This is a genomic window from Niveibacterium sp., from assembly GCF_041909475.1.
Taxonomy (GTDB): Bacteria; Pseudomonadota; Gammaproteobacteria; order Burkholderiales; family Rhodocyclaceae; genus Niveibacterium.
On record NZ_JAYRDJ010000009.1, the window covers coordinates 1 to 26,725 of the forward strand.

The 26,725-nt window shown below is 61.0% G+C and carries 24 protein-coding genes; 14 read left to right on the plus strand and 10 right to left on the minus strand.

The genetic code is table 11. The features are described 5' to 3' along the window. Positions 1-122 precede the first annotated feature (122 nt). The 3 genes from ACE3P0_RS08155 (at position 123) to ACE3P0_RS08165 (ending at position 3,744) form a co-directional block, all read left to right on the plus strand. Complete coding sequence (locus tag ACE3P0_RS08155) at positions 123-536, plus strand: S1/P1 nuclease (protein ID WP_374401916.1); 414 nt, start codon at positions 123-125, stop codon at positions 534-536. A gap of 407 nt (positions 537-943) precedes the next feature. Further along, positions 944-1,984, plus strand: a complete 1,041-nt coding sequence (locus ACE3P0_RS08160; protein ID WP_374401683.1) for an SIR2 family protein — start codon at positions 944-946, stop codon at positions 1,982-1,984. Next, on the plus strand, positions 1,981-3,744 hold the full coding sequence (locus ACE3P0_RS08165; RefSeq protein ID WP_374401685.1) for an ATP-binding protein: 1,764 nt from the start codon (positions 1,981-1,983) through the stop codon (positions 3,742-3,744). Before ACE3P0_RS08160 ends, ACE3P0_RS08165 begins: the two co-directional genes overlap by 4 nt. A gap of 279 nt (positions 3,745-4,023) precedes the next feature. On the opposite strand, the gene ACE3P0_RS08170 is transcribed toward ACE3P0_RS08165, so the two are convergent. Then, positions 4,024-5,295: a hypothetical protein gene (locus ACE3P0_RS08170; protein WP_374401687.1), complete on the minus strand. Its 1,272-nt coding sequence runs from the start codon at positions 5,293-5,295 to the stop codon at positions 4,024-4,026. 148 nt (positions 5,296-5,443) lie between these two features. Here ACE3P0_RS08170 and ACE3P0_RS08175 point away from each other — a divergent pair, with 148 nt between their 5' ends. After that, complete coding sequence (locus ACE3P0_RS08175; RefSeq protein WP_374401689.1) at positions 5,444-7,000, plus strand: hypothetical protein; 1,557 nt, start codon at positions 5,444-5,446, stop codon at positions 6,998-7,000. A 16-nt stretch (positions 7,001-7,016) separates the two neighbouring features. On the opposite strand, the gene ACE3P0_RS08180 is transcribed toward ACE3P0_RS08175, so the two are convergent. The 3 genes from ACE3P0_RS08180 to ACE3P0_RS08190 all read right to left on the minus strand — a co-directional run bounded on the left by ACE3P0_RS08180 (position 7,017) and on the right by ACE3P0_RS08190 (position 10,293). After that, positions 7,017-8,051 (minus strand): DUF4145 domain-containing protein, encoded by a 1,035-nt coding sequence (locus ACE3P0_RS08180; protein WP_374401691.1) that lies wholly within the window; start codon positions 8,049-8,051, stop codon positions 7,017-7,019. A gap of 74 nt (positions 8,052-8,125) precedes the next feature. After that, a complete protein-coding gene (locus tag ACE3P0_RS08185) occupies positions 8,126-8,932 on the minus strand; it encodes a restriction endonuclease (protein WP_374401693.1) in 807 nt (268 codons plus the stop codon). A 14-nt stretch (positions 8,933-8,946) separates the two neighbouring features. Beyond that, on the minus strand, positions 8,947-10,293 hold the full coding sequence (locus ACE3P0_RS08190; protein ID WP_374401695.1) for a DUF4041 domain-containing protein: 1,347 nt from the start codon (positions 10,291-10,293) through the stop codon (positions 8,947-8,949). Positions 10,294-10,609: 316 nt separating this feature from the next. Here ACE3P0_RS08190 and ACE3P0_RS08195 point away from each other — a divergent pair, with 316 nt between their 5' ends. The 3 genes from ACE3P0_RS08195 to ACE3P0_RS08205 are packed head-to-tail and all read left to right on the plus strand — an operon-like array spanning position 10,610 to position 12,268. Continuing rightward, positions 10,610-11,173 (plus strand): PAAR domain-containing protein, encoded by a 564-nt coding sequence (locus ACE3P0_RS08195; RefSeq protein WP_374401697.1) that lies wholly within the window; start codon positions 10,610-10,612, stop codon positions 11,171-11,173. A gap of 1 nt (position 11,174) precedes the next feature. Beyond that, complete coding sequence (locus ACE3P0_RS08200) at positions 11,175-11,741, plus strand: hypothetical protein (RefSeq protein WP_374401699.1); 567 nt, start codon at positions 11,175-11,177, stop codon at positions 11,739-11,741. Next, positions 11,738-12,268: a hypothetical protein gene (locus ACE3P0_RS08205; RefSeq protein WP_374401701.1), complete on the plus strand. Its 531-nt coding sequence runs from the start codon at positions 11,738-11,740 to the stop codon at positions 12,266-12,268. Before ACE3P0_RS08200 ends, ACE3P0_RS08205 begins: the two co-directional genes overlap by 4 nt. A 91-nt stretch (positions 12,269-12,359) precedes the next feature. Here the strand turns inward: ACE3P0_RS08205 and ACE3P0_RS08210 are convergent, their stop codons facing one another. From ACE3P0_RS08210 to ACE3P0_RS08235, 6 genes are all read right to left on the minus strand, one after another. Then, on the minus strand, positions 12,360-13,505 hold the full coding sequence (locus tag ACE3P0_RS08210; RefSeq protein ID WP_374401703.1) for a TniQ family protein: 1,146 nt from the start codon (positions 13,503-13,505) through the stop codon (positions 12,360-12,362). A 14-nt stretch (positions 13,506-13,519) separates the two neighbouring features. Then, positions 13,520-14,386, minus strand: coding sequence for a TniB family NTP-binding protein (locus tag ACE3P0_RS08215; RefSeq protein ID WP_374401705.1), 867 nt, complete (start codon positions 14,384-14,386; stop codon positions 13,520-13,522). 3 nt (positions 14,387-14,389) lie between these two features. After that, a complete protein-coding gene (locus ACE3P0_RS08220) occupies positions 14,390-16,312 on the minus strand; it encodes a Mu transposase C-terminal domain-containing protein (protein WP_374401707.1) in 1,923 nt (640 codons plus the stop codon). Beyond that, positions 16,296-17,045, minus strand: coding sequence for a TnsA endonuclease N-terminal domain-containing protein (locus tag ACE3P0_RS08225; RefSeq protein ID WP_374401708.1), 750 nt, complete (start codon positions 17,043-17,045; stop codon positions 16,296-16,298). Before ACE3P0_RS08225 ends, ACE3P0_RS08220 begins: the two co-directional genes overlap by 17 nt. Positions 17,046-17,902: 857 nt before the next feature. Beyond that, the gene (locus ACE3P0_RS08230) at positions 17,903-18,682 is read right to left on the minus strand and encodes a LytR/AlgR family response regulator transcription factor (RefSeq protein ID WP_374401710.1); all 780 of its coding nucleotides are present in this window, start codon (positions 18,680-18,682) and stop codon (positions 17,903-17,905) included. Then, positions 18,679-19,893, minus strand: coding sequence for a sensor histidine kinase (locus tag ACE3P0_RS08235; protein WP_374401711.1), 1,215 nt, complete (start codon positions 19,891-19,893; stop codon positions 18,679-18,681). Before ACE3P0_RS08235 ends, ACE3P0_RS08230 begins: the two co-directional genes overlap by 4 nt. A gap of 209 nt (positions 19,894-20,102) precedes the next feature. On the opposite strand from ACE3P0_RS08235, the gene ACE3P0_RS08240 reads away from it, so the two are divergent. The 7 genes from ACE3P0_RS08240 to ACE3P0_RS08270 all read left to right on the plus strand — a co-directional run bounded on the left by ACE3P0_RS08240 (position 20,103) and on the right by ACE3P0_RS08270 (position 26,685). Beyond that, positions 20,103-20,561, plus strand: coding sequence for a hypothetical protein (locus ACE3P0_RS08240; protein ID WP_374401712.1), 459 nt, complete (start codon positions 20,103-20,105; stop codon positions 20,559-20,561). Positions 20,562-20,740: 179 nt separating this feature from the next. Further along, the gene (locus ACE3P0_RS08245; RefSeq protein WP_374401714.1) at positions 20,741-21,049 is read left to right on the plus strand and encodes a hypothetical protein; all 309 of its coding nucleotides are present in this window, start codon (positions 20,741-20,743) and stop codon (positions 21,047-21,049) included. A 28-nt stretch (positions 21,050-21,077) separates the two neighbouring features. Continuing rightward, on the plus strand, positions 21,078-21,950 hold the full coding sequence (locus ACE3P0_RS08250) for a DUF2306 domain-containing protein (protein WP_374401716.1): 873 nt from the start codon (positions 21,078-21,080) through the stop codon (positions 21,948-21,950). A 57-nt stretch (positions 21,951-22,007) separates the two neighbouring features. Continuing rightward, positions 22,008-23,942, plus strand: a complete 1,935-nt coding sequence (locus ACE3P0_RS08255) for a hypothetical protein (protein WP_374401718.1) — start codon at positions 22,008-22,010, stop codon at positions 23,940-23,942. Between the two features lie 60 nt (positions 23,943-24,002). After that, positions 24,003-24,284 (plus strand): hypothetical protein, encoded by a 282-nt coding sequence (locus ACE3P0_RS08260; RefSeq protein WP_374401720.1) that lies wholly within the window; start codon positions 24,003-24,005, stop codon positions 24,282-24,284. Beyond that, a complete protein-coding gene (locus tag ACE3P0_RS08265; RefSeq protein ID WP_374401722.1) occupies positions 24,274-24,909 on the plus strand; it encodes a response regulator transcription factor in 636 nt (211 codons plus the stop codon). Before ACE3P0_RS08260 ends, ACE3P0_RS08265 begins: the two co-directional genes overlap by 11 nt. Positions 24,910-25,467: 558 nt before the next feature. Continuing rightward, the gene (locus ACE3P0_RS08270) at positions 25,468-26,685 is read left to right on the plus strand and encodes a hypothetical protein (RefSeq protein WP_374401724.1); all 1,218 of its coding nucleotides are present in this window, start codon (positions 25,468-25,470) and stop codon (positions 26,683-26,685) included. The last annotated feature ends 40 nt before the right edge of the window (positions 26,686-26,725 follow it).

Below are 26,725 nucleotides of genomic sequence, written 5' to 3' on the forward strand. Positions count from 1 at the left end.
GACCATCCTAAAAGTGTCCATCCCTATGACCATCGTGATGGACAACCTAGTGTGGCCAATTTATTGATCTGCCAATAATCCCTTCGGTCCATTTTGTATAAACTTAGATGTAGCATCAGCCGCTGCATGTTTCCGACAACGGCGACCGAGGCGGCAACGACGTCACCGTCATGTTCGCTGGCGCGCGCAAACCACTCGAGCGCAACCTTCACGAAGTGTGGGACGTGGAACTGGTCAAACGGGAGTTACGCGGGGTCTCGGATGAGAAGTATGCCGAGCAACTCGTTGCATCGGCTAAGGCGGATCTCGACACGATTCGCCGAGGCAACATTAGCAACTGGGCGGCGCATAGCTACAGCCTAGCCAAGGAAGTCGCTTATGCGGATCTGCCGGGCTGGCGATGCGGTGCGACAGCGTCGACGGTAGTGGCGCTCGATGCGCGCTACCTCGCGACCGGCAGGGCCATCGTTCAAATGCAGCTGCGCGACGCGGGGGTACGTCTGGCCGAAGTACTCAATCGCGCATTCGGTCCTTAATCGCCGTAGCTTGCGCACAGTCTGCAGTCAGATACTCCTGCGGGAAAATGACGGCTTCGCATCGATAGCTGCCCCTGCCCGTTGGGGGATCTGTACCCGCTGAGCTGTTAGAAGCGATCGCTCCGCCTTGTTCCGGGCGCTAGTCTGAGTTGCAGTTCTACTAGAAGTTTTGGCAGTGGGGTTTCAACCGAAGGTTCGCGCCGCGCGGCTGACGTTTTCCCTTTCGTCGCGATATCTGGACTGATTTTGAGTCGCTGTTGGTTCGCGAACTGCGTTGCTGCCTTCTAGTGCAGTATGCGACGGCTCTCCACGCCGGGAGCTGTTCGAACTGCGTTGCCATTGTAGGCTGGCCTGAATGATCTCCAGGACGGTAGGATCATGAGCATCTTAAATTCGTAGCGCTGCTCATGACGCTGAACGAAATCAAGATGCACCTGCAAGGCCACCTTAGCGACGGTCTAGTCACCGTTATCGGGTCAGGACTGTCTTGTGCCGAAGGTTTGCCCGGTATGGGTGAGCTGGCGGATCATTTATGCGCCACCATCGGCGCGGGACTAGGTAAGGCCGATCTGGCTATTTGGGGGGAGATAGTTCCGCTCATCAAAGAAATGGGATTGGAAGGCGCTCTGCATGAAAAGGTGCCGACGCCGGCTCTGGAGTCGGCCTTGTCCGCTGCGACGGGCGCGATGCTTGCTGAGCGAGAGCGGCTTGTCATTTCCTCGGTGTTCAACGGTACGCGGCAGTTGCGGCTGACTCGGTTGCTCGGTCACATGCTAAAACCCTCGTCCGGCCTCCCAATCGTGACGACAAACTATGACCGTTTGGTCGAGGTGGCTGTTGAAGAGGCAGGGATCGGTGCCGACACGATGTTTGTTGGTCGGTTCGCTGGCTCCCTCAACGAACGCGAAAGCAAACTGAGCTTCTGCCGCAACGTCACCTACAAGAAGCCGAGGGTCATCTACCACTACACCCCCCGTGCGCTGATCTGCAAGCCGCACGGCAGCCTTGATTGGTATCTTCGGGGAGGCAAACCTGTCTGCTATGCAGGTGACCTGTCCGATGCTACGCGACTGATCATCACACCAGGGCAGAACAAGTTTCGCAACGGTTACGAAAGCCCGTTCGATCATCATCGAGCCAAGGCCAACGACGCGATTGATCGGGCTAGTCGGTTCCTCTTCCTTGGTTATGGGTTTAACGACGACCACTTGGAGACGCATCTGTCTCCCGCGATCAGGGGCGGAAAGCCGACACTAATGCTTTCGCGAACGCTTACGCCAAACGCTGCCGCGATTGCTCTTGCCAACGCGAATGTCACCGCTCTGGAGCACCACGTTGAGGCTGGCGTCGCGGGTACTCGGCTTACTATTAACAAGGCCCAGCAATTCCTTCCAGGGCTCACCCTCTGGGACGTGAACTCATTCATTGACGAGGTTCTTGAGCCATGAACGACACCCCTGCCGCCCTACAATTCACGGACGCCGAACTACTAGGCAAAGTCGCGGCCGTGGACACTAGCCGCGTCAGCATTGATGTCTCCAACTCGGTGCTCCTAACGCGCATTGGAATTGGCAACCTGATCGCCGTGCGCGGAAGCACCGAGCGCGAGTACCTAATCGCAGTGACGGAACGCGTCACCAGAAGCATGCGTGACGAACTTGCGGCTGAGCTGCCGGAAGATGGCGAAGACGCAGAACTCGTCCCGGTGCCGACCGATCTTGTGCGCGGTGCCTTGATTGGAACTTTCCGAACCGTCGATGGGGACAAGAAGAACACTTTCAAGCGCGGCGCTGACAGTTTTCCGCAGATCGACCGCGAGTGCTACGTTGTCGATGCTGCCAACTTGCAGCGCTTCATGGGTATCCTGGGTACAGACTTTCCCGAGAACGAACGCCTGCGGCTGGGTGTGTTCGTTGCCGACAGGAGTGCGGATGCCATTGTCAGCGGCGACAAGTTCTTTCAGCGACATGCCGCCATTCTTGGCAGCACGGGTTCAGGCAAGAGCTATGCCGTCGCCCTAATCCTGGAGCGAGCGGCCAAACTCAAGTTCCCCAACATCATCGTGTTCGACATGCACGGTGAGTATGCCCCTCTGGCTGACGCTAAGAACGGCGGCTTCGCGAAACGACTTCGAATAGCTGGCCCTGGCGATCTCGAAAACCCTGGCGACGACGCGCTATTCCTTCCGTACTGGCTATTGAATCGCGATGAAATGCTCTCGATGATTCTGGATCGCAGTGACCAGAACGCGCCTAACCAAGCATCGCGATTCACGCTGCACGTCCGAACGTTGAAGCAAAAAGCCCTTGAGGCCGAGAATAAGCCTGAGATCGTCAAGACATTTACGGTTGACTCTCCTGTCCCTTACGCAATCAAGAATCTCGTTTCCCTGCTGGGCGTCGACAACACGACAAAAGGCAAAGGAAAGAACGACACACCAATCAAGGGAGAGTGGGAAGACAAACTGACCAGGTTCATCTCCCGCCTCGAGGCTAAGTTGGATGATCGTCGCTACGGCTTCATGTTCTCGCCCCCGGCCAAAGCCAACACATATGGGTGGCTCGCGGCGCAGGTCGCCCAATTACTTGGGTCTAGTGGGGGCGACGGCATCAAAGTAATCGACTTTTCCGAAGTGCCATCTGATGTGCTGCCAGTTGTCACCGGCACGCTCGCTCGGCTCCTTTATGACGTGCAGTTCTGGATGGACCCGGCGAAGCGCACACCCGTCACGCTGCTTTGCGACGAGGCGCACCTCTACCTTCCTGTTCGCGATGACGCCGACGCGGTGCAGCGTCAGGCGCTTGGTGCGTTCGAACTAATCGCCAAGGAGGGGCGAAAGTACGGCTTCTCGCTGCTAGTGGTCAGCCAGCGCCCATCGGATGTCAGCAAGACCATTCTGAGCCAGTGCAACAACTTCCTGTCGCTGCGCCTCACCAACGACACGGACCAAGCCGTCATCAAACGCTTGATGCCGGATTCCTTAGCGGGCCTTACGAGCATTCTGCCTCTTCTGGACACTGGTGAGGCCTTGATGCTCGGTGATGCTGTTCTTCTCCCATCGCGGATTCGGCTCGACAAACCGGCGATTACTCCAGACAGCGCTACCCGCGACTTTTGGAAGGAGTGGGGCAGGCTGGCGCCCGATGTCACGGCCATTAACCTTGCAGTCGAAGCTCTCCGCAGTCAAACACGACCGAAGACGGCGTGATGCGCCGGCGACGCGATTGCTTTCAACTCGTGGCTAGTGGGTGTACCCACGCCAGCGTGATGGAGATGAAAAGGACGTCCACAGCGCTGGCTGTCGAATGCCCGGTGTTAGCTGCTGCGGTCGCTCGCTCCGCCGAGCGCGGACGTCCGACTTCAGCCTCGAGCGGGTTTCTGGCAGAGGCGAGCGACTCTAGACCTGCGCGCCACCGCGAACCTCGCAGGAAAGTTCCCCTGGCCTTTGACCTGCTGAGACATAACCCTTTGTGGGCAGTTCACGCAGCTACTTCGCGCCACCAGCCCGCACCGTCGCAACTCTCCAGTCGACGATTACAGCGCGCGGCAAGACCATGTAGTCGACGGCCTCGGTGCGGTTGTCCTTGGCATCGTCGACCGCCGTCAGCTCAACCGGCCAGTCGGCCCCCACCCTTGAGAGAATCGTCACCCCCCGAATTCTATACAGACGTCCGTTCGCCGAAACTGTCGAGCCGGAGGGCATCGCTGCCGAACCGCATGACGCGATATCGATCGCTTCCGAGGGCCTCGATGAGCCGTCTATAGCCTCGATCTTCGCCCCGCGGAGCTTGAGCGGACGACAAGCGGCCTCAGTAACAATCAGCGTCGCGTTAGGTACGCGCAGCGTCACGGCCGTCATCAGGTTATTGAGCATTGGGCGATTGAGTCCAAGCCCAATGGCGCCGGTAAGCAGAACGAGCCCCAATACGGCGGTGGCAAGAATGACTCCGTCGCGCCTCACGCGCGCGGCCAAGGAGATCCACAAGGCAAATGCTCCTACACAAGCACAAGCCAGCGGCGCGCCGTAGTAGATGACTGTAGCAAGAGGCTCGGAGACGTTTCGAAGGACCGGCGCACTACCAATGAGGAGAAACAATACAAGCAGCGGCGCGCTCGCAAGCGCGCCCACTGACGCGTAGGCGGCAACCCTGCGCCAGAAGAACTCACTGCTTAAATCGGCAAATCCGTATACCAGCGCCCCCACCACGAACGCCATCAACGCAAGCACAAAGGCCGGAGCCGCAGAGACCGGTGCCGAGGTCTGGAAGAGCGCGGCCACAAACAGTCCGCTTGCACCTTGAGAACACAGCAGGAACGCGAAGCAACGAGCGAAACCGATCCGCCGACGCGCCTTGCCAAAAAAGGGCGTCACCAGCGGATCCGAACGGCCGGCATCCGCGATTAGCGCAAACATCAGAGCCGGGGCGCCGAACAAGAACAAGAACGAGGCACCCCCAAGGCCACCTATCAACGCCACCGGTGCGGCCAAACCGGCGATCGCACTGGGACTCTCGAATGGAAAATACCCGATCGACATGTAATACATCAACACGATGAGCGTGGCGCACACAAGCGCGACCTCTGCAGTCTTCCTCACCGCCAAATAGCCCCGTTGGATCATGCTTGTGAGCTCGCTGACCTTCGGTTCCTTGGCGCCAGGCGACCTTCGCCGCGCCGACGAAGTGCTAGTCGTCAGACGCCATTTTGCTTTCATCGGCTTTGCTTGTTGAGCCACGCGAGGTTCTGTGCTGTCGTTCATGGATTTGGCCGTTCGGGGAACGAAAGGTTTCTGGGCATGTCCGGTTGCGATGCGACTTGGTTCAAACACTGCTGCAAAGCGTGCAGCAGCGCTCGGTGCGTGAAATATATGGTTTTCACATCCTTGACGGCAGAACCATTATCCCGCCATGAACTTTCTCGATCTACCGCCCGGACGTCGCGTTCTCAGTTGGTTCGGCGACCTCTCGTTTCCAGATTTGAACAATCGTTCCTCCAGCCCGAGCATCGCCGTCTGTTTCGTAGACGACGGCTCTGACGCATTAACCCGGTCGGCCGCCCCGGTTGAACGGTCGGTTGGCGTTGGTTTTCTGCCCATGCTCGCTATGGGCATGGTGTTCGATGGCACCCAACCCGCTGGGACGATTCCGCTCGATACACTGGTAGCCAACGTAGACACCACAGCGGTCGGCGTCGCACTCTTGAAGGCCGGGTGCACCGACGATCGCGACGACCGGACCGGTCCTTTTCTGCTGCCGTTCGACGCCTTCGCACTTCATCGAAGACACACGTCCGCCTACTGCCAGATATTGCCGATACTTGGCGATACGGCCGACCTCATCATCCCGTCTGTAGAGATCCTTTCTCGCTACTTCGGTAGTTCGTCGGCACTGATCAGCCGAATCTTGTCGACGGACGACAACGACCGCATCTATGGCTCATGGCACAGCGGCGGCGGATCTACGCCACCCTTCGTACAGTTGGCTCCTGGAATTCCCGTTACGTCCGCGTTCGATGTAGCGCGGGTGGTCTTTGACGACGCTGCGCGGCGCGCCGCCTTTGGTGTTCGACCATCACTCCAGCGCCAAGCACTTCGTGGTCAAAGACCATATGTCCAAATGTCGTTGCCCTTCCAAGGGTTCAGCGAGCTGACGGTTGAAGGCCGCTGGCTTCCAAGTACGGCCGGCGCTCGGCGTCGATTTATGGTTTTCCGGATCAAGCGCTGCACCCATCCATTTCCGGTAGATGCGCTACGTTGTCAAACCACTCGCGCCGACGAGTTCACGCCCAAGAAGGCGAAACGCAAACGGCTTGCTGAGGCGACGTCGAACGATGCAAAGGCACACAGCACGAAAGCCTTGGCGGCCGGACCACTGTCTGACGCAGAGCCACAGAAACGCTCACACGGACGCCCAGTTGAAATCGAGCTTGGTCCCCTGTTTCCAGATCTCATCTCGAAGCCACTCTACGCGTATCGAGAGACCACCGTCGGAACCGGCGATGAGGAGCCGGAGGCATCTGGGCGCTCGACACCAAATCGCGCCGAACGGGGTGTCGGAAATAGCCTCGAGGGCAAGTCCAAAGGACCCCGTGAGATGTCGGATTCTGAATGGGCGGCATGCCGGGAGGAGGTCGTCGCGCTACTCGCCAACGCGAGAGAAATCATCCGGTCGAAGGTCACCAACACGAATGCTGTCTTCCGCAAGATCGTCTGCGGTGAGGCGCGTCTTGAGATCGGCGTTCATGTAACTACGGCCGACAGAGCACTGATGATCCTCTGCGCTACTACAACCATCGGCTGCTGGGCGCCGTGTCGTCCGATCGCGGCAGCGTCAGCGGCTAACGACGACATCAACTGGGAAACCGCTGGGGGCGAGCTCAAACCTACCAAGAAATCGACTGAGTTCAAGCCGCTACTGAACTTCGAGGCGGCCATGAGAGCGGCGGCCGATAGTTTGGTGCTTTGACCGGGAGTTCAGCTCCTCAACGCTTTGGTTTGGGCGGACGAGGCGGGGTCGCAGCTCGAAGCTGTACTGTCACTCCATCAAGAACGTAGATCGATTGCAACAGCACCGAGAGCGCGGACATCATTGCTCGCAACTCGTCTGCTGACGGAGTGAAACCACGGTGAGCAGCCGCGTTGCCCGCCTCGACGACGGCATCTAACGCCTGGTGCTGCTGTGCAGTCAACCGTCCCGATTCTGCAATACGGCTAAGCTTCTCCTTGAAGGTACCGAGGTCCTCGCCAAAGTGGTCGAAAATGACAAGATCAACGATGGTCCTGATGCCCATCGCGGTGAGTGCCCTCAAGTCCGCGGCGATCCCGGTGTGAACCTCGCCGAATATGCTGGCAACCTGTCGCGGCAACTTATCTGCCCAACTCGGTAAGGGCGGCACGGCGACGGAGGGAGGCAAAGCACCGCCAACAAATTCGCTTTCATTTGATAGGAAGCTGATCACCTGTCCCGCGCGACTGTTTGCAATTCGGTCACTTTGCCAGCGCCGGACTTGAGCTACGCAATCTGAAAATCGCTCCCAGTCGAGCACGCGCTCCTGCACAGCGACGTACTGATACAGAGAGTCTGCAGGGCATGACTCAACGGGACAATCCGGAAACTCACGCATGTACGTATGCACACGGGAGACCGTCTCGACGTCTAGCTCCAGCTGCACGGACAGCTCCTTGAGCCCCACTGGCGCTTCGAAGTGCGTCTGGTAGTGCGACTGATACGCCGCCCACAAGGACTCGGCCACGCCCATGATTCGCCGTGCTTCCTCCGACGACTCTGACAGCTGCCAAATTCCCGGCAACAAGACTCTGTAGCAGTCGCGCTGACCGTCTCGAACTCTCCGGATGTACTCGTCGCACTCGAGCTCGTTGAGGGCGACTCGCCGCTCAGCGCTGGCGACCCGAAACGGCTTTGCGTCCGCATATCCGCCAGACGCTTCGCATTGCTGAAGTAGCGTCCGCAGGAGTTCCGCGTGTGCCTCGTCCAGCGCGTGGAGTCCGTCAATCATGCTGCCGCTGCGGCCACGTTGCTCCAACTAGTGAGACTCCTACGAGATCAACAAGACGCAAGCTGCCGCCGCTCTCAGAGCGGCGCGGTCCCCTTGCAGCGCGGGTAGTTTTGGCACCCCCAAAAATCCGCGCCGGCGTTCACTCCTCGACGTGCCCGCCTACGAACCATCGCGGCCCCACATCTTGGACAGGTGCGCTGGGTCTCACTAGTTGAGCGACGCGGCGCAGCGCCCCGAACCAACGAGACAGCATCGACAAGCTCGATGGAGCGTCCCTCAACGAAGCGCTTGGCTTCGGACGTGAACGCACCGGAGGCCACGACAAAGCCACCGACCGCGCCTTCAGCAGACATGACGCCAAACAGCTCTCGAACAGGAGCGACGCTGACGGACTTGGACTTCCAGTGCTTGCACTGCACGAAGTACTTGTCCGAACCGAGGCGCAGTTCCAGATCCACACCGCCATCGGGTCCGCTTCCACCGCGTTCGTGCACTGAGAATCCGCGTTGTCGGAACGCCTCACCAACAAGGGTCTCAAATTCCTTCCAGGTGAAGCCGGATAGACGATCCTCCTCCGGCACCGCACGAGCATCGAAGTAGAGCTGCTTGGCTTTTCTCGCCTTAAGGCCTGATACCAAAGCACCGAGCAACAACGCTCCCGGAACAACATACTGCAAGATGCCGCAGAAGGTCGTAACCAGCGTGTGTTGTACGGTCCCCGTCATGTCAGCAACCGTCCGAGGTGCTGGCATTGCCGGCAGCACAGCGAAGTGGTGCAGCACGAGGTACGCGGCAAGAGCTAAACCAACACCCGCCCACCAAGGGAGCATCGCGGCTATCGCCACGATGTCGTCAAAGACTCCAGACTGCTTCTTTGCCATAGGAATTCAGTGCACTAAGCCTGCATCATTTCGGCCAGCTTCTGGCTTTCGCGAAAATGCTCAGCGGGCGCGTGATGGACGAGATCAAAGACGCGATCGTAATTCTCACGCAGAACAGCCTCAATCTTCTTCAGGTCCGCTCGGAAGAATTCCTTTCGGTTATTGATCCTGTTCAAGCGGTCCGAGTCAAAATGACCATGCAACTTCGCCTCAAGGGCCGGGGCGTCGTCCGAAAAGATCATCGCGTGAACATCGAAGACAAACGGCACCGATGCATCGCCGAGTTCGTGCACCCGCTCGTACGGGTCCAAGCGCCGGGTCATGCCGATCTTGTAGACACCGTCGCCAAATGACCCCAGGTTCGAGATGATGTAAACGTAACCCGCCTTGGCGTTCTTCTCTCGGTAGTCGACGACCTTCTCTTCATCTTCCAAGGCGCGGAACAACTCGTTCACCTCAGTTAGCTTATCCTGCAGATTCTGGCGATCCGCGGCGTCTGATGAGGCCGCCAGCTTTGTCTCGAGATCCTTGATTGCCGCTGAGAAGTGCTTTTTCTCCTTGGCAATTTTGTCTCTTGCGGCCTTGATTTCCTGCTCAAGCTTCTGCTGTTCGCGCTGCTCTTCGCGCAACCGCCGCAGCTCTTCTTTCTCATCCTGTTTCTTGACCTGGTATTCGAACGCCAGCTGCAACTCGTCTAGCTTGAGCTGTTTGAATGAATCAGTAATCTGAGCATTCAGGATGCGGCCAAGTTTCTTGACTGCATCGAACGACTTCTCGATCCTCGCACGATGATTTTCGACGTTGCTGAACTTGACGTTATCGACGCAGTAATCGCACTCATTGTTGAAAGAGCGGAGCAGCAGCTTTTTCATGTCGGAGACCATCTTTCGGCCTTCTGACGCACTGCCGTTAACGGTCCACTGCTCATTGGCTGTAACGGCCAACCCTTCCTTGATGAGTAGCTTTTGTCTTTCTCTTACCTGATCCAAGCGTTCCTTGTAATGGGGACTGCTGGTGAAGGAGAACTTTGGCTTGTACAGCGCAAACGACTCCAGCAGCAGCTCGTCATCAAGAACGACAAGGTCTCGTGTTCGGTCGCGAATAGTCTGCTCAAGCGCCGCGTGACGCTGCTCTTGCTCCACGATGTTCTGATTGAGAGCGTGGGCTTGCTGTTCATACGACTGGATCACGTCTTTGAGCTTGAGCACGTCACCCGCGCCGATCTCAACGAACGTCGTCTGGAGCTGCTCATGCGCTTGAGTCAGCGCCGCGATCTCGGCGCGAGCAGCATCTCGTTCAGCCTCCAAACGCGCGCTCTTCGCCTTGATCTCCGAAATCCTGAAAACGTCCATGAGGCCCATGCTGTCACCAAGGTGAGAACGAATTGAGCAGATCATATGAGCAGAATGCGCGATCGGGCTATGAACGAGTTCTTCGATGACTTAACCGGCTTTGGCTGGGAGCCGTTCCGCCAAAAGGCGAAGCGTCGACACGGCTACTCCAAACACTCGTGCGCGGCGTGGGAGGTTGGGGCGCGGATTCCCCGCAGGGCGTACAACGCGGGGGGCCGCGCACCCGAAGTGATTGGGGCAAGACGTGCCGATGCCGTGACGTAAGTGTTCCTCCTTGCACTACCGTCCGCATAGAATTAGGCGATTGTCATTATTTGAATGTCGCATGAATCGCCCACTCATTCTCGTCGGCGACAAGACCGACAATGGCGGCACGGTGATTACCGGCGCGCCGGGCTCGGACGCTGGCGGCAAAGCAATCGCCCGTGTCGGCGACAAAGTCACCTGCCCGCATAAAGGGCACGGTGGCACCACCACGATCGTGTCGGGGGATCCCACCCTGATGATTGATGGCATGCCGGCCGCCCGCGAAGGAGACAAGACCGCTTGCGGCGCCACGTTGATCGCCGGTCAACGCGTGACGACTGACGGTAGCGGCGGGGGCTCAGGATCAGATTCAAAAGGCGCGGCGACTGCCCCGGCGGCACGCGCAGCATCCAGCGTCAATCCGGACAACTCCTACGACCAACATTTCGCCATCACCAACGAAGCTACCGGCGAGCCTCTGGCCGACTACCCCTACATCATCACCTTGGCATCGGGAGCGCGGATCGAGGGGCGCACAGACCGAGATGGTCTGACCGAAAAGATCTCAAGCGCAGAGGCAGAGACCGCAACGCTGGAAGTCTATGAAGAGACCCCGCCACTGAATCCTGGCTGGGACCGCTAATATGACTCAGAAGAAACTTGTTAAGCGCAGTGAGGCCGCTCTGACGCCTAAGGCGGACACCCAACCTGTATCGGTTCAAGTGGATGACGCCGCACGGCTGCGGGAGATCAGAAAGCTGGTGCAGGCCAACAATCAATCCAAGCTCGACGACAACGTGGTCATCTGCCAGATCTACATGGAGTCTCGCTTCGACGCCAATGCAGGCGCGGCGCATGACGCTAAAGGTCTGATGCAAATGCAGCTCAACGCCGTAAAGCAGGTCTACAAGTATCGGAAGCAGAAAGAGCTTGGGCACATGCCCAGCGACAAGCAAACGAAGGCTGCCTTCGACGAAGGCGCCAAGTTTCACGCAAGCGCGAGCATCCTCGACGAGGCCCAGAACATCCAGTTGGGTACCGAGTACATGCAGTACTGGCTCGACACCTCGAGTTCGACTGAAGAGGCCTACAAACGCTACCGCGGCGTCGCCAACGGGATCTACTACAAGAAGATCAGCGCTTGCGCTGAAAAGCTCAAAGCGGCACCTGAGTCCATGCAACTGCTGCGCGACATGGTGAAGGTGCAATGAAGCATTTGTTGCTTTCGCTTGGGTTGATCGCGGTGCCTGTCGCCGCGGCGCCGCCAAGACCGATTCTCTCGTGCCCGATGGCTGATGGGACAAGGGCCATTTTGCTCGCCCAGTCACACGGGCTGGATGGTAAGTCACTGTTCCTGCAAATCGACGGCAAGACGGCACCTGCCTTCCAGGACATGCCAGACACCGAATTCGTGGGTGACGTCGTGCTCGCGAAGTGCGCAGACAAGACGATCGTGTTCGCACTCAACTACGGTCCGCCGTATCAGAAAGGCATCGCCCTGCGAAAGAATCCCGTCTCGCATGCGGAGGAGCGCCTCTACTTCGCGGAGAAGGCGCTGCCACGGTGGCTCTACACGTCCGATCGCGACATGTTGGTCGTGATACCGAACGAGGGATTCGAGACTGACCAGAAATACCTCGTCTATCGCTTCAATGCCGGACAAGGACAGCCAGAGGAAAGCATGCCGACTGGAGTGCTGCCCCCTGCCGAGGGGCATCGAGTTTCGACTCTGCGATAGTCCATCGCGCTTCCACCGTCGCGCAGGCCGCCGGACGGGCCAACCATAACCCGCATGGCACGGGCACGGGCCACGATCGTGGGCGCTCAGCTCAGGATGCCCGCTTCGCCTTCTGTTTGTACGCGACACCTAAAGCCTTCCGAACAGTATTCGGATTGACGGTCCTTCCCGATCTCCGCAACCACTCCGCCGCAGCCGCCCACTCCATCTCGCTGGGCGAGTAGTGCTTTCCGTAGAGCGCCCATCGTATCGGCTGCTCGACCCAGTATGGGATCGTCGCCCGGTACCGCTGGAAGTACGAACTCGACAGTCTGATTTGCTTAGCCAGACTGACAAAACCCACCGGCCAGTCCATAAAGAGGTCTTGGACGTAGCTGAGCAATAGGAATCTGTCGCCGACGCGCAGGTTCTCAAAGCGCCCCCGGCATCGACCAAAGGCTGGCGACAGTGGCAGCAGCCCATGGCGTCTTGCAATCACGTCACGAAGCTTGGCGGTTGCTCCCATCGACGCCATGGCTGACGCAAGCACGTGCAGACCTTTATAGAGCACCAGCGGGATCGCGACATCTTCGCGGGGTGCGGACGACTCGTCGAGAGTAAGGATGTCTTGGAGTTGTCCTACGAAACCGCACAGCGCGTCAGGAGCTGCCTGGAGGTCATCGCGACTGAGCGTCCGAAGGTCTGCGCCACACGACACGCAACGCGCCAAGTTCATCGGGTGTCGATACAACCAATCGCCATAGTCCGCGGTATGGAACGCAACGCAGGACCGGCAGACAGGGCAGGCGTCGAGCATCACCACGCGGTGCTTCGGGCACACCACCGAGAACGCGAGGCGCCACATGCGTCGAAAGTACGGCTCGGGGTCCTCCGACAAACACAAAGGACAATACTGCTGCGCATATCCGAGTCGAGCCCGGCCGCGCTTCTTAATCTCAAGAAGCCATTGCGTATTCACGCAGCTTTCGGAATCCTCGAATAGCACGCCGCCCAGACCGCGCAACGTGGTTTCGCTGACGCGCGCCACAGGAACTCCCGTAGCGTTGGAGAGTCGCTCGAGGTATTTCTCCGGGCACGATCGATCGAGGTCAATCTGCCAGAGTGTTCGATCCCCGTCGAACAGTCTTCGCGTGAACGGATGAACCTTTGTCAGGTTCGCCCATGCCAAGCGGACCAGCCAGGAGGAGAGGAGTTCGTCATCCTTGGGGCGAGGGCGAAACAGCAGAAGCTGGCCCATCGCAGCGTCGGAGCCTAGGCCTCGGCCACCCGTTCGCGCGGTCTAGTCCAACGCACCGCAGCGAGCACCTCTTTCCCAATATCCTCCTCGACGATCACTCGCCGCCCCTGGGCTGCCGCCCGCTCAGCAATCCGAGAAAAGAGCGTGGCGGTCTCCCCGATCAGCCCGTCAGTCTGCCGGAGCCACTCTTTTACGAAGGGGCCGCGCGAAAACAGCGGCGACGCGTCGAAGCCGACGGCTTGTTCAAAGGTTTTGAGTAGACTCACATACTGCCGCGGTTCGCCCTCCCAAGAGGGGAGGTGGTAGGGTTCAAACCGATTGGCCAACTGCGGATCGCGCCGCAGAAGCGCTCCAATCTGAGGAACACCCGCAACCACAATCGGAATCTGCAATGCGTTACCTAAACCCTTAATGGCGTTCAGGAACTTCATCTGATGAACCGGCCCGCCAGCAAGCGCATTCGAGAATTCATCGAGGATCAGGATCCGCGTCCCCAGCCGTTCCAAGATGTGCTTGAGCCGATGGAGTTTGGTATCTATGGGTTCGCGGTTTGGGCCCGGCGACAGCAGCCTTTCCAGCAATGCCTGGTACAGCCGACTCTCGCTGGCCTCTGGCGGCACGTCGATCATGACGATAGGAATGCTCGACTGCTCGGCATCCGGATCTGGTTCCCCTACGTGCCTATCAACGAAACGCCGCAGCAGCAACGTCTTCCCGTTGTTCGTCGGCGCGGTGAGCACCATGTTCGGCATTCGGTGCGTCTTTGGAAGATTGATGAGCTCCTCAAGGCGGGCAAGCACACTCCTTGCAGCGGGATAGCCGACCCAAGATAGGCGCGGAAGTGGGGCGATAGCTACCGCGTCGGAATGCACTTGTTCCATGCGCTACTTCTCCGAGGATTGAGAGACTTCGATTTCGTCGAACGGCGTAACGTCCGAGTAGTCCTCCTCGTCCGGCCGATTGGCTTGCGGGAGCTCCACTGCGACCCGCGCGACGCGTTTGGGCTTGGGGGAGCTCGCAGCCTTCTTTCGTTGTTTCTCGTGCTGCCTTACGCGTTCCTGTTGCCGACGTGCATCGCGCGTCTTATCCGTGCTGTCGACGACGATCGACCGCATGCGCGTAGCGGCCCGAAAGACGGCGTCCTCGTCTTGTGAGCGATCCCCCCGCTCCTTAAGGTAACGCTGTGCCGCCTTCAGCTCCCAAAGACTGATCGCGGGGTGGGACGAATCGCGATACGGAACTTCCAGATAGGTCTGCAAGTCGGGGTCAAAGAACCAGATATGACTGATGTCCCGAGGATCCCGCTTGCATACGAACCGGCGCGCCTCCTTCCGCGAGTCCTTGTCACGCGCGCCGATCCATCGGGTCAAGGCGCCCGAGTAATAGAAGATGCCATCCAGCACGATCCCCTGCGCTGAGACCGAACGCTCGATACTCGGGAGAAAATCGAGAAGCAGCCGTTTAGGGTCGCCGACAACGGGCAGAACCCCGATCCCTGGCGCGTCGTCACTCCCCTCGATGCCTTCTCGAAACCGAGACAGCGGCGAACATCCGATTCCTTCGTGTTTGGTGTTGTGATAGCGCCCAAGAATCAACTCGGCCAACCACACTTCGAGCTCGCCGAGCGTGAGCACAGCATTGGCGGCGGAATCGTAGTCCTTTCGCTCTTGAACGTTGGAGAACGTCGTACCGGGAAGCTCATGGATCCACGTCGCAAGCGTCCCCATCAAGCGCTCAATGTGCGCACCGAACTGTGGGGTCTTCACGGGACGGAACTGCAGGTCGATCCCATGCTCTTGGCACGCGCGTTCAAGAGAGTTCCCGCGGAACTCTTTCGCGTTGTCCAGGAGAATCCGAGCTGGCTTGCCCTGACAAGGCCACGCGTAGTCGACACCAAGGTTCTTTAGCAGCTCGTGCTTCGGAAGAATGCCTTGAACAATACAGACCCCCGTGGCGAGCGTGCCTGGGCTGTCGAAGCTCACGTACCAACCGACGACGACTCGACTGAAGACGTCAATTGCGACGGTGATCCATGGCCGGCCGATCGGCGCGCGGTATCGCGAGTCTACGAGCTCCAGGTCCAACAGTGTGTGGTCGATCTGAATGACCTGGAGCGGCGTCGTTACATCAGCCAGCGCCCGTCCCATGGGCGTAAGCCGACTAGCGGCATGCCGATTACCGCGTCGCGTCGATTGCGCGTGCGGCGTAATCGCGTCGATTCGTCGAACAAATGTTGGTCGTGAGATTGGCTTCAACCTGAGCAAGCGACAACGCTCTTGTAGCACCCGATAAGCGGCGGCAAGGCTCTTCCGTTGCTTGTTGAGGTACTCGCTTTGGATCACCTCTTCGATCAGCGCTACGAGCCTCTTGTCCTTCGTCCTTGGCTTTCCATTGTCGGAGCGGCGCCGGCGCACCATATCAGTGACCGCACCGCCATTGTCGAATCGCTTGATCCACCGGTAGATGGTGGCGCGGGACACTCCCTCAGAGAGGGCAAGACGATCGACTGCCGCGACGGAACGGTCATTGTCATCAAAGAAACGAAGGAGCAGATCGCGACGCCGTACCGCCTTGTTCCAGTGATCTGCTGGGATCGTTGAAAGGTCCCTTACAGTGCTCGATTTCGGTGCGGCAGCCGCGATTTCCGAGATGGGAATCCGAACTTCGCTACCGTCCGAGACATCACGGCAGATCACAGCCTCAGTAGTATCGAGGCGTACTATCAAATACGTCTTACCGCCATGGTTAATATAATCACCGGGCGAGACCGCTACCGTCAGCGGTGTTGCTTCAGCGGGTGCGCCCATGTTCGATCCAGATACTACTCGCCATCGTCAGCGGCTCATTGAGATTGGTTCGGATCTGGCCGGTACCGATCAAATGCCACACCCATGGAAGCATCCGGCTACGTTCATCCGGATCCTTTGCCCATCGTTCGAGCAACCGACGCGGCGTTCCTTGACGCATGCCCGCTAGCAGCGAGCGCATGTGTTCCAGGGTCGCCGCCATTGATTGCGGGTCGTCGGTCAGGTCCTCTAGCCGAAAGCGTTTGAGAAACGTGATGTTTGCGAGTTCTGGGCCGCGAATCCGCGCCTCAGTGACCACACGGAACGCAAGCCCAAAGCTGCGACACCAACGACGCGCGGCGATCCACTTCGGTTTGAGCTCCTTCCACTGCGCCTGAATCACGCCAGCCGGCTTTACTTCAAACACGGTGTGTCGTCGCCAAGGATTCTTGGCGAGCTCGGCATCGGTGTATTTGACGATCACGTCAGGCGTGTAGTGCGAACGCCGGCCCGATGGCAGGACCCACGGAATGCAAACAGCTTGGGACGCAAACCGTTCGACGCGGTGATCGCTTTCGAGCAATCGAAGGAAATCTGCCTCCAACAGCGACTCGGCGTGCTGCGAGCGCGTGTTCTTGGTCGAGGCAACCTTGCCGGTCAGACTGACCGACGAAGGCGGCACGCGGCGCCGCTTGACGTCCGCGCCGTCCAATAGTTTCGATACCCAGAGCAGGTCTTCGTCACCGAGCGACAAGGTCCTTGTCCTTTGTCCAATTGCTAGTCTCCCGACCACTCTAGACGGTAAAACCCCTCGCTCGCAAATTACGGGCGCTCTACAAATCGCGCTTGGTATTCCCTAGACCGAGAGACGCTCGAGCGGCTTTGTGTGGCAGCCTGACTGCATACGCAGGCGACAGAGATAGTGATGGCTACTGTCGCGCCGGCTCTTCATCTATGGAACAGCAGTATGGCTTTCAACGTTGCCTCCCGCGACGATGGAAGAGCGCGTGAGAGCAGTGCGTCGCACGCACTCGCTGCGGGTGTGGATTGCAAGTATGTCGTCGCCGCGCCTGCTTGTGCCGTTGCCACGACGCATCGGTTCTGCCTACGGATTCCGGCGGAGCTGGCCAGCCGTGCCGGTGATCTCCGACCGGATCGTTGGTCATGACCTAAGCGGTGGGTCAGCCCGCGGCCAGGGGCGGCTTGTCACCCTTGGCGCAAAGCCGCAATCCGAATGGCCGCTGTGCTTTCAAGCCCGGCGGATGGGCAATTCACACTACTCGGCCGAAGCGGCCGGTGAGCACCAAGGGGAACCGCTCGCGAACGTCAGCTAACGAGCGTCGGGGCGCTCATCGGCAATCGGCCAGAAGGAGTCAGTGACCAAAGACAGCTATTCGGAAGCATGGAACTGGTTCCGCGGCATCAGAGCGCATCAATCAACGCCCACGCCAAGACCTCGCGGCGATCTGGGCAACGAGTTCGCGCAGGACCGAGGTAGTCGCAGTCGAAGGCTCGAAATTCAGTCGGCGCACAAGCACGTACACAAAGGAAGCGCGCGAAACGCGGGAAGCCCCTGGGCATGGTCGCCCCAGTTTTGAACGCCAAGACGGGTCACTGCATCTGCTTGAAGTGATAAGTGAAGTTCCGACTGGCGCGCAGCACCTCGGAGCGACCCTTCAGGTGGATGTCCGCCGTCTCGTTCGCGCCGCGCACGACATGGCTGATCGACCCGAGGTTGACGATTGCCGAGCGGTGCACCTGAACGAACTGGCCGGGATCCAGTTGGGCAAGCAGATCCTTGAGGGGCACGCTCACCACGGCTTCGCTGACGGCACCTTCGTCGTTGCGCCACGCCACGACGGTGTACTTGCTGTCGGCGCGCAGATAGTCGATGCGGTCCACTGGAATCAGCCGTAGCGCCGCACCGACTTGTGCCCGCAGCCATCGGAGCCCTGGCGGCCGGCCGCTGCGCTGCAGCTGATGCGCAAGCTGGCGCAGCAACTCCTCGGTGTGGTGTACCGGCGCGACGGCGTCGATGCGCTCCCTCAGTCGGCTGACGGTGTCGGCTAGGCGCAGCGGCTGCACCGGCTTGACCAGGTAATCCAGGGCGCCCCGTTCAAAGGCCTGGACGGCGTAATGCTCGAAGGCAGTCACGAAGACCAAGTGCGCGCGTCGGCCGATATGATGTGCCGCCTCGACGCCGCTCATGCCTGGCATCTGCACGTCCAGGAAGCAGACGGTGGGCTGCAGACTCTCGAACCGCTCTACCGCCTCCCGGCCGTTGCGGACCAGCGCCACGACGCGCAGCCCGGGCCAGGCGCACGCCAGCAGGTCGGCGAGCTCTTCGCGCAGTCGAGGTTCGTCGTCCGCAATGAGGGCGGTGGGCGTCATGACGAGTCTCCACAGCGCGCCGGGAACTCGGCTTCGGCCACCGTGCCACCGGTGCGTGCACTGCCGAGCCGAACCTGGGCATCGTCACCGAAGGCCAGTGCCAGGCGCTCGCGCAGGTTCGCCAGGCCCGTGCCGGCCGACTCGCCGCGTCGCGTCTGCAGACCGACACCGGTGTCGGCTACACGCACCTGCACTCGCTGACCGCGGACCGTCACAAGCACATCAACGCTACCGCCGGTTTCGCTGGGATCGATGCCGTGCTTGATGGCGTTCTCCACGAGCGTGAGCAAGGCCATGGGCGGACAGTGCAGCAGCAACGCTTCGGGATCGAGGTGCACCGTGTAGCCAAGTCGGTCCGGCATGCGCATCCGCATCAGCTCAAGGTAGGCGCAGACGATCTGCTGCTCATTCTCAAACGTCGCATGGTCGACGTCCAGCTTCGGCACCGCCGCACGCAGGTAGGCGATGAGGTGATCGAGCATTTCAGTTGCGTCCACGCTGCCCGAGCGGCGCACCAGCGTACGGATGTTGGCGAGCGTGTTGAACAGGAAGTGCGGTTCGACCTGCGAGCGCAGAAGTCGCAGCCGTGCGTCCAGCGCCTGGCGTTCCAGTTCGCTGCTTCTCAGCTGGAAGGCAAGGGCCTGCTCCCGCGCGAAGGCTTCGCTGCGGTGCAGCTGAGCACCCAGCGCGATCCAGGGGCCGACCAGAATGCCCATAAAGGACGTAATCAGCAACCCGTTGCGGTAGGTGGTTCCGAACGACAGCACATCGAGTGTGCCGAGGGTGGCGGCATAGCCGAGGTAGACCGCCGGCGGCATGACGAACAGCACGGCCAGCAGTTGCAGGATCCAGCGCGGTGCCCAGCGAGGCAGATGTCGCGGCCATTGATCCAGCACACCGTAGGTCAGAACACCCAAGCCGGCTGCCAGACTGCAACGGAGCAGCCATTCCACCAGACCGGTGGTCTCGGAGGTGAGCGCACGGATTAGCGCCCAAAGCACGGTCACGACCAGCCACAGCCTGATCCGCGGCCAGGAGACCAGGTGGTTGCTGCCGCGATGGCGAAGCTGATCGAGTTCGACGGCGGATGTCACGGTTCGTAGTGTTGCCAATCGGGGGGCGCTGGTTCGAGACCGAAATGTGCCGCAGCCGAGTGCCCCGCCATCAGCGACCTCCGACGGGATGCGGGACGGGGCAGCCGAGCGACGCATGGAGGCGATGAAGCGTCCGACGGGCCGCGACGCCGGCAAGATACAGCACCATCGCTGTTCGTCCGCGCCCGTCGTCGCTCGGGCGCCGATCCCCGTCTCTCATCGGGCTCCGCTGGGCGCCGACCGGCGGGCCGTCCACAGTGCGTGACCACGCCATCGGCACGTCTGTCGATCGCCTTCACGACCCAATCACTGTCTGCAGGACGGCCATGCAAAGCACCCGAGCACCTGAGTTTCCCTCCGTCGCGATGTGGCGCATCCACATGCTGCGCTTGGAATACCTGCTGATGGCTGGCGTGATGGGCATTTTCGTCTGGCAGCAGGTCCTCTTCGAGACCGGTCCCTGGCCGGCACCACGTGTCATTGCCAAGTCGATGCTGGCGGCGCTGGCTCTGTTGAGCATTCTGGGGTTGAGATACCCACTGCAGATGTTGCCCCTGATGTTGCTCGAGACGCTGTGGAAGACGGTGGCGATCCTGCTGATCATCCTGCCGGCTTGGCTGGCGCACCGGATGACGCCCGAACTGCAAGTGCTCTTTGGCGAGTGCATCGGGATCGCGGTGGTCTACCTGATCATGCCTTGGCGCTACGTCTGGATCCGCTACTTCCTGCATCCGGGGGAGGCCTGGCGCACCGACGGCCCGGGCCCTGGGAAGAACTTCGCGTGAAGCCGCCGCGGCGCGCACGCGGCATCGCGGCAAGACATTTCCGTGCTGAAACGGTCGCGATCCGAGCAGCCGAATCTTAGAACCCCCGCTCAAGACAGCGCCGAGTAGCTCCGGCGTCCTCGATGGCCCAGCCGGTGGGTCAGGGCAAACGCCTTCTTTCTCATTCGCCAGGAGACACCATGAAAACATCGCTGTTGCTTGCCATTTTGTCGTCGTCGCTGCTCGCCGGTGGCTGCGCCTCCATCGCCGTGAGCGACGAGGCGATCGTGGATCGGACTGCCTTTGCACTTGGACTCGCCAAGGGCGACTTCACGATCAGTAATCGTATGGACGACGGGGCCGCCACACGCTACCAGGTGCGTACCAAGGCGGGCAAGAACTACCGCTGCTTCGTCGGCGGATCGATCGGTCTGCTCGGGCGGGCGGTATCGGAGGCCGTGTGTACCAAGGAGGGCGAAACGCCCCGGAACCCATTGCTGAGCCGTTGAACCAGTTGCCGCCGCAGAGGAACGGTCCATGTCGAGCCGCGAAGCAACCGTCGCTGTCACCGGCCGGCACTCGTCGCCGACCCTTGGCCGCGATCGCTGGAAGACCTTTCTCCGTGTGGCGCTGTCAGGCAGCGCCACGGTCTGGCTGATCGTCACGCTGGCAGGCCAGGTGGTCTTCGCCGCGTATGTGGCGAACTTCTACGGCGGTGCCGCAATCGCCGGGGAGTACGAGCGATGGAGCAAGGTGCTGCCGAGAGGTTTTGATTCAACGGAGCCCCTGGGCAACGCGATGTTGGGACTGCACCTGCTGCTGGCAGTCGCTTGGGTACTGAGCGGCATGTTGCAGCTGATCCCGGCCGTCCGCGGGCACGTGCCGGCGCTTCATCGGTGGAATGGCCGCTTGTACATCGGCTTCGCGGCCGCGCTTGCTGTTGGTGGTCTGTGGCTGGTCTGGGTTCGCGGCGGTGTCGTAGGGGACCTCGCGCAGCACCTGGCCATCAGCATCAACGCGCTGTTCATTCTGGGCTGCGCAGCCATGGCGTGGCGCGCCGCGCGATTGCGCCGGTTCGGCGACCATCGGCGCTGGGCTCTCCGCTTGTTCGTGGTGGCCAGCGGCGTCTGGTTCTTCCGCGTCGGCCTGATGGCCTGGCTGGCTGTTCACCAGCGGCCAGTCGGCTTCGATGCCGCTACCTTCCAGGGCCCCTTCCTCACCCTTCTGGCGTTCGGCGTCTATGTCGTCCTGCCGCTGTCACTGCTGCAGCTGTACTTGACTGCGAAGGATCGGGGCGGACCTGCGGCGCACCTGGGTGTCACAGCGGTGATCGGCATCGTCACGCTGGCAACGTGTATTGGAACCTTCGCGGCCGCAATGGGGATGTGGCTGCCGCGCATGTCGCTTTGAGGAGAGCGGCCGCCACCCTCGGTGGCCGCCCCGTTTTTGTCATCTGGAGGCCTATCTATGTCATTGCTACGAATGAACATCTCCCGTCGAGGATCGGGGCTGCTGGCTCTGACCGCCCTCGGCTTGGCCGCCTGCGGCGGCAGCGACGACGCCGGCAGCACGCCGACGAACCACACCCTGGCGGTGACCGTCAACGGCAGCGGCCGCGTGACCTCACCCACCGGCCCGCTGGACTGCTCCAACAGCTGCAGCGCGCAGCTTGCCGAGAACACCGCCGTGACGCTGACCGCCGTACCGGCGGCCGGCTTCGTGCTGCAGGCGTGGGCAGGCGCCTGCAGCGGCAGCGCCGCGACCTGCACGCTGACAATGAGTGCGGCGCGCAGCGTCAGCGCCACCTTCGTCGCGAGCAGCCAGACGCCGCGCTTCACACTGGGCGGCATGCTCGCCGGCCTGGCCTCGGGCGCGAGCATCGTGCTGCGCAACAACGGCGCGAACGACCTCACGCTGGCGGCCAACGGCAGTTTCCAGTTCAGCCAGCAGGTACCGCAGGGCGCGAGCTACAGCGTCGCCATCGCGACGCAGCCGAGCGGGCAGACCTGCACGGTGGCCAACGGCAGCGGTACCATGCAGGCCGCGGTCAGCAACGTGACGGTGAGCTGCGTGAGCGGCGTTGCGGGCTGGCAGCCGGCGGCCGGCCTGTCGGCGCTCGGCGCCTCGTCGCCCCATGTGGTGATGGACGACCAGGGCAATGGCCTGGCGGTATGGGCCCAGCTGGACTCCGCCTCCGCCACCAACAACAGTCTCTGGTCCAGCCGTTACACCGCGGCCAACGGCCAGTGGTCGGCACCGGAGCTGCTGGAAACCCAGGCCGGCAACGCCGGTGCGGGTGCCGGCGAAGCCCAGCTGGCGATGCACCGCGCGACCGGCCGCGCCGTATTCACCTGGCTGCACACAGTGAACGGCACGGTCAACGTATGGGCGCGTGACTTCGACCCGTCAGCCGGGTGGGGCACCGCCACCAGCCTCGAGACGCTCGACGGCATGGCGGGCACGCCGAGCGCGGGCATCGACGCCTCTGGCAACGCGATGGTGGCCTGGACGCAGATGACGCCGCGCTGGAGCATCTGGGCGAATCGCTTTGTGCGCGGCACGGGGTGGGGCACGGCGCAGTTGCTCGAGTCGAACGACACGGTGGGCGGCGTCGACACGAATCCCGCGCTGGCTATGTCGGACAACGGCCAGGTGCTGGTGGCCTGGAAGGCGGCGTTGCACAACGCCACGATCAACGGCCTGTGGAGCGCGCGCTTCACGCCGGCGTCCGGCTGGGGCGCGGCCGAGCGGCGCATCGCCACGCCGGCGGGCGGGCCGACGCGCTCGCGCCCAGCCATCGCCGCCGACGGGCAGGGCCGCGCACTGCTCGCGTGGGGGCAGCTCGACGTCGACATGACCGGCATCTGGCACGGCGTGCAGACGCTGCGCTTCGATGGCTCGGCGTGGACCATGACGCCGGCACTGATCGGCGTGCGCCAGACGGTGCGCTCCACTGTCGCCAATCCGGTGCTGGCGATGGCGCCCGGCGGTACTGCGCTAATCGCCTGGGGAATGGGCGAGAGCGGCACACTGCAGGCCGCCGTGGCGCCGGCCGGAGGCAGCTTCGGCACTGTCGCAACGATAAACGGCGGCGTGCCGGCGGGCGAGATCACCGGCCTGCCCGCCGTGGCCGTCAACGACGCGGGCACGGCAATGGTCGGCTGGCGCCAGAGCGCCACGGCCGGTGCGGCGATCCACGTGCAGCGCATGTCGAGCGGTGCCGCCTGGACGCTGGACACCATCGCCAGCGACGTCTCGGCGAACGACAAGACCTGGAACTTCCACGCCGGCCTCGGGATGAACGCCAGCGGCCAGGCGCTTGCCGGCTGGAGCGCCTACACGACATCGGGCGGCACCTCGGGCACGGTGGCGCGCGCGCGACGCTACGTCGCGACGCCTTGAAGCCAAGCGCATCGGGCGAAGTCTTCTGGCCTTGCCATGCCTGAAACCAAGGAACCACGCATGAACCGCAACATCAACTCGCTCCTGCTGACCGTCATGCTAGCCGTCGGCGCCGCCTCCACGACCGGCTGTGCCTCGATCGCGGTGAGCGACGATGCCATCGTCGAGCGCACCGCCTTCGCGCTCGGCGCCGGGCGGGGTGACTTCACCGTCAGCACTCGTGTCGACGACGGCACCGGAGCCCTTCCTCAAGCATCGCGTCTGCACGGGCCTCCAGCGCTGCCCGCAATCGGCCATCGATATGAAATGCTCATTGCGCGGACAGCACGCGATGTCGCTTGATCGCCAAGACCCGGCGCCCATTAATGTTCTCCTCATCGATGACCAGCCTCTGTTTAGCCTCGGGGTCGTACATGCGCTCAAGGGCCATAGTGAGTTCATAGAAATACGCACTGCGCAGACGCTTGATGATGGAATAGAACTAGCTTCGCGATGGTCGGGCCTGAATACAGTATTACTGCACGAACGATTGGCGGTCATGCCAAGTATGTACGGCCTGCGATGCGTGGCGTTCAAGTGCCCAAACGCGGCCCCGGTATTGATGGCCGCGAGCGAGGACCCGACGCTGATTGCACAGGCACAAGCAGCTGGTGCGCAGGCTGTTCTCCAGACAACCAGTTCTCCGTTGGAACTTACGCGCGCCCTAGAGTCTGTTTGCCGTGGCCACTCTCGCTTTGCCTATCACCCGCCGGCCAGACAAGTTGAGGAATGGCAGCCGCCGACTCCGCGCCAAGTCGAAGTGCTGCGGTTGATCGCCCGTGGGCGGCAAAACAAACAGATTGCGTGCGAATTGGGCATAGCGGAACGGACCGTAAAGCTACACGTCACTGCTCTTTTCAGCATCACCGGCGCGCGCAACCGCACCCACCTGTTGGTAAGGGCCAAGGAGCTAGGACTCCTGTCGTGATAACGCAGCTCGCTGTGACGCACATGTCGAAACCTTCTGAACGGTACTCCTCGCCTGATCCGCACAACTGTCCGTGCCTGGCGGGTCCTCGCTCTCTGTGCTGGCAACACTTGGCCACCAATTCGGTAGCCCATCCGTCGGTCATCGAAAAGCACAGCTATGCAACGCAACGGCAGCCCACTTCGTTCTTGAAAAACAATTCCTCAGTACGGCCAAAGGGCCTGATTCCAAATCCTCGGTAGAGGCGTACTGCCGATTGCACCTCACCTCGAACGCTCGATGAAGAATAGGAGCTAAGAAATGAACGCACGCGAAGCACAGCAAGACATCCTGGAAGACATAAAGGATAAATATCGAACTGACCACCCCCTGCAGCGTCCGAACCATGGCAGGTCAGGATTTCAAGTGCTTCGTCGGCGGCTCCATCGGCCTGCTCGGGCGCGCGGTCTCCGAGGCCGTTTGCTCGAAGAAGGGCGAGCCCGCGCGCAACCCTTTGCTTCGATGATCTCCGCCCCGGGGACGTCATCATCGGGTGCCCCCACCTGTTGCATACAGAGAATGAAAAGAAATCTTCTCCTCGCAGTTTCGGTGATGGCGGCAATGACCTTGACAGCAAAGGCATTCGCCTTCGGTGCGGTCGTGCATTACGAAGGTGAGGTCGATGACCGTGTGGCGTACTTCGCCGACGTCCGGTACTTGCTGAACAAGACACCGCCCGATCAGCTGGGCGGGGGCGTGGAAATTCGCGAGATTCCCGTCACGGCGGTCTACGAGCATGCAAGCAAGCCTGAGTTCGTCCACATGAAGCTCCAGTTCCAGTGCCCGAGCGGCTACACGCTGGACAGGACCACGTCCAAGCTCTCCGAGAACAAGAATTCTGCCCGGGCAGGCAATACGGTCAGCTTCCGCATCGGCCCTGGGAGCTACAAGCTGAGGCGATCCGACCTGCAGACCGAGCCGGTGGCCGAAAGCGCCTGGAGAATGTCCAGTGCACCGATGCTCTCCAAGGCCGGCGCCATCGCCTGCAACGACATCGAGTTCCATCAGGCTCTGCACGCGGCCATCAAGGGCAAGGATTTCGATTTCGATGGTTTCGGAAAGCGCATCGCGAAGCTAGGGCTGCCGGCGGACTTGGCTGTCATCGGCGAAAGCCTGCCTTCGGAAGTACTCGAGTTCGCGTGGGAGAACTTCTGGTGGAACAAGGTGCTGTCCGGCCAGCGTCCCGACCCCAGTGGAAAGTGGGCGACGCCGGCTTCGGATGCCGACAAGCAGGCTGCGCTTGAAAGGCTCCGAAGTAAGCAGCAGGAACTGGAGGCCGGCGCCGCGTCAATCCGGACCGGCTTGCTCAAGAGTCTCAAGAAGACCGACGGGGAAATGAAGGCGGATCTGGAGGCGGCCAAGAACGCGGACAAGCATCCGGACGGCTCGAAGATGAACAAGTACGAGGCCAAGCTGGCAGCAGTCTTCCGCGGTCAACCGGAGGAGAAGGTCGTCCAGATCATGGGCAATCCGGGATTCAATCAGGTCGCAGGTGCGCGGTTCTTGCGTTACACGCAGTACTGGGAAAAGGCAGGTGTCACGGTCTACGGCGCGCAGGGTGTGGTCGGTGGTGAAGTCGGCGGCTATGCCGAGTGCTTCGCCGAATTCCGGGTTCGACAAGACGCCAAAGGTGACTGGCGGGTGGACGACGTACTCGTCAGAGCCGACTACCAGGGTGCCGGACTGGGGCGCCACAAACTGATGTGCGACGACGTGCTGAGCCGCGCGAGGTTGTGACGACGGATCGGTCGCTCGGACATAGTGGGCCGTATCGGCT

Bases quoted from the DNA above. Each gene is read 5' to 3' on its own strand.
- ACE3P0_RS08230 (WP_374401710.1), bottom strand. From the start codon at position 18,682: ATGACGCCCACCGCCCTCATTGCGGACGACGAACCTCGACTGCGCGAA.
- ACE3P0_RS08180 (WP_374401691.1), bottom strand. From the start codon at position 8,051: ATGATTGACGGACTCCACGCGCTGGACGAGGCACACGCGGAACTCCTG.
- ACE3P0_RS08160 (WP_374401683.1), top strand. From the start codon at position 944: ATGACGCTGAACGAAATCAAGATGCACCTGCAAGGCCACCTTAGCGAC.
- ACE3P0_RS08260 (WP_374401720.1), top strand. From the start codon at position 24,003: ATGAACCGCAACATCAACTCGCTCCTGCTGACCGTCATGCTAGCCGTC.
- ACE3P0_RS08200 (WP_374401699.1), top strand. From the start codon at position 11,175: ATGACTCAGAAGAAACTTGTTAAGCGCAGTGAGGCCGCTCTGACGCCT.
- ACE3P0_RS08215 (WP_374401705.1), bottom strand. From the start codon at position 14,386: ATGGAACAAGTGCATTCCGACGCGGTAGCTATCGCCCCACTTCCGCGC.
- ACE3P0_RS08240 (WP_374401712.1), top strand. From the start codon at position 20,103: ATGCAAAGCACCCGAGCACCTGAGTTTCCCTCCGTCGCGATGTGGCGC.
- ACE3P0_RS08205 (WP_374401701.1), top strand. From the start codon at position 11,738: ATGAAGCATTTGTTGCTTTCGCTTGGGTTGATCGCGGTGCCTGTCGCC.
- ACE3P0_RS08190 (WP_374401695.1), bottom strand. From the start codon at position 10,293: ATGGGCCTCATGGACGTTTTCAGGATTTCGGAGATCAAGGCGAAGAGC.
- ACE3P0_RS08250 (WP_374401716.1), top strand. From the start codon at position 21,078: ATGTCGAGCCGCGAAGCAACCGTCGCTGTCACCGGCCGGCACTCGTCG.
- ACE3P0_RS08210 (WP_374401703.1), bottom strand. From the start codon at position 13,505: ATGGGCCAGCTTCTGCTGTTTCGCCCTCGCCCCAAGGATGACGAACTC.
- ACE3P0_RS08265 (WP_374401722.1), top strand. From the start codon at position 24,274: ATGTCGCTTGATCGCCAAGACCCGGCGCCCATTAATGTTCTCCTCATC.
- ACE3P0_RS08170 (WP_374401687.1), bottom strand. From the start codon at position 5,295: ATGAACGACAGCACAGAACCTCGCGTGGCTCAACAAGCAAAGCCGATG.
- ACE3P0_RS08220 (WP_374401707.1), bottom strand. From the start codon at position 16,312: ATGGGCGCACCCGCTGAAGCAACACCGCTGACGGTAGCGGTCTCGCCC.
- ACE3P0_RS08175 (WP_374401689.1), top strand. From the start codon at position 5,444: ATGAACTTTCTCGATCTACCGCCCGGACGTCGCGTTCTCAGTTGGTTC.
- ACE3P0_RS08165 (WP_374401685.1), top strand. From the start codon at position 1,981: ATGAACGACACCCCTGCCGCCCTACAATTCACGGACGCCGAACTACTA.
- ACE3P0_RS08270 (WP_374401724.1), top strand. From the start codon at position 25,468: ATGAAAAGAAATCTTCTCCTCGCAGTTTCGGTGATGGCGGCAATGACC.
- ACE3P0_RS08245 (WP_374401714.1), top strand. From the start codon at position 20,741: ATGAAAACATCGCTGTTGCTTGCCATTTTGTCGTCGTCGCTGCTCGCC.
- ACE3P0_RS08255 (WP_374401718.1), top strand. From the start codon at position 22,008: ATGTCATTGCTACGAATGAACATCTCCCGTCGAGGATCGGGGCTGCTG.
- ACE3P0_RS08185 (WP_374401693.1), bottom strand. From the start codon at position 8,932: ATGGCAAAGAAGCAGTCTGGAGTCTTTGACGACATCGTGGCGATAGCC.
- ACE3P0_RS08235 (WP_374401711.1), bottom strand. From the start codon at position 19,893: ATGCGTCGCTCGGCTGCCCCGTCCCGCATCCCGTCGGAGGTCGCTGAT.
- ACE3P0_RS08195 (WP_374401697.1), top strand. From the start codon at position 10,610: ATGAATCGCCCACTCATTCTCGTCGGCGACAAGACCGACAATGGCGGC.